At 28.8% G+C, this 1,606-nt stretch carries 1 tRNA gene; it reads right to left on the bottom strand.

Features of this window, described 5'->3' with window-relative positions:
- Positions 1-879 precede the first annotated feature (879 nt).
- Positions 880-953, bottom strand: a tRNA-Arg gene (locus FC77_RS07540).
- Between the last annotated feature and the right edge of the window lie 653 nt (positions 954-1,606).

Raw genomic sequence — 1,606 nt, 5'->3', positions numbered from 1 at the left:
GAATAAAAAATCAATCTATGAGAAAGATCTATTTACACAAAAGATTTGACAGTTTCTAGATTGCAAATTTAACCTTGAAAAAGTGACAAATGACATAATGCGGATAATTAAATAGATTAACTTAAACGATGAATTGCAATTCGACAGGTTTCTGTTTCAATTTTTATTATGACACGAAGTGAGTTTTACAAAAGAAAAAAGTAATATCAACATAAACCTAATGGGCTTAAGCGATTAGAATTTATTGGTAGCTTTGTTCTTCTAGTAATAAGTGTTGCAATATCTTACTATTTGGCCTTTTTTGGATTAGTATTTTCAAATTTTAATAATTGATTTTATACAAATTTAACTCTTATTTATAGTTATCTTTTGGGCCATTATTACCTGTTAATCACACATCACAAATAGATAGTGAATTTCTTGTAGATATTAAAAAGGCGGTATACTTACCGTGTGTACGATAATAAATATATCGGTTAAGAGATCTAAATTTAAATTAGGTCTCTTTTTCATATGTATAAGAAATTATTATAACGTCATCTTGTCTTACCTTTATCCGCAACATTGTCATCAACTATTGTTATAACAGTGTTCCTTATTTGGATACCAGCAATTTCTTACAAAAGATAGATATTGTAGTGCCACAATCTTACAAAATCGTTCTTTTGTTGCTATTTCATTCAATGTGCATTATATGTAAACGGACTTACTCTAGCTATTCTTTATTTAAATACTAAAATAGAGCCCTATCTTTAAGCAACAATGAAACTTACACTTAAACAAAGACAATAAGCAAAATTACGTGCTTTTATGTGTTTTAAGGCAAAACAAAAAGCCAATCAATATCGTTTGCATCAAGACGTTGACTGGCTTTTCTAATGATTCAGGTGAGATTCGAACCCACGACCCACGGTTTAGAAGACCGTTGCTCTATCCAGCTGAGCTACTGAACCATTGTATGTATGTTTGTTCTTCACAGAACATTAACTATTATAGAGAATTATCGTAGTTAATGCAATAAGAAATTTCCTAAAAAGAACCTTATTAACTTACTAATTCAATTTATTAATTATAATTACTGTTTATATTAAAGAAAAAAGACGCTCTTTCGAGCGTCAAAGAAATTCCATTTACAGTTTATTCAGTTATCAAATTAATATTTGTAAGCACTTTCTTATAATGTATACAAGCATTGCTTCATATGGTATACTGACCACGCTGATTGTATTATTTTTTTAATATGTTAAAAGATTACAATAGCTCTTTTATCCAGTAATTAATACTTTGACGGGTGCTCTCTATTACCAATAGTCCATATTGTTAAATAACTAATTACATACCAATTTGAAGTAAATAAATAAATTTATTTAAAAGTTCATCCCCTGGACCAGTAAGTGAAGCCAAAATTTGTTTCAATATATAAATTGCGTCAATAGAATATCTCTTTTAAAAACGGATAATAGAGCCGAATAATCAAATTAACATATTATATGCAATCAGCCAATATAATTGTGCAGCTTCAAATACACAATTATGGAAGACGCTCATACCAATGTCATTAAGTTAAGACATTGACTAACGTTTAACTTTATGAGCCGAATCATTT

The sequence above is a fragment of the Lactobacillus acetotolerans DSM 20749 = JCM 3825 genome (assembly GCF_001436775.1).
GTDB lineage: Bacteria > Bacillota > Bacilli > Lactobacillales > Lactobacillaceae > Lactobacillus > Lactobacillus acetotolerans.
Note: the sequence above shows the minus strand (reverse complement) of the source record. Positions and strands in the feature narration are given on the sequence as shown.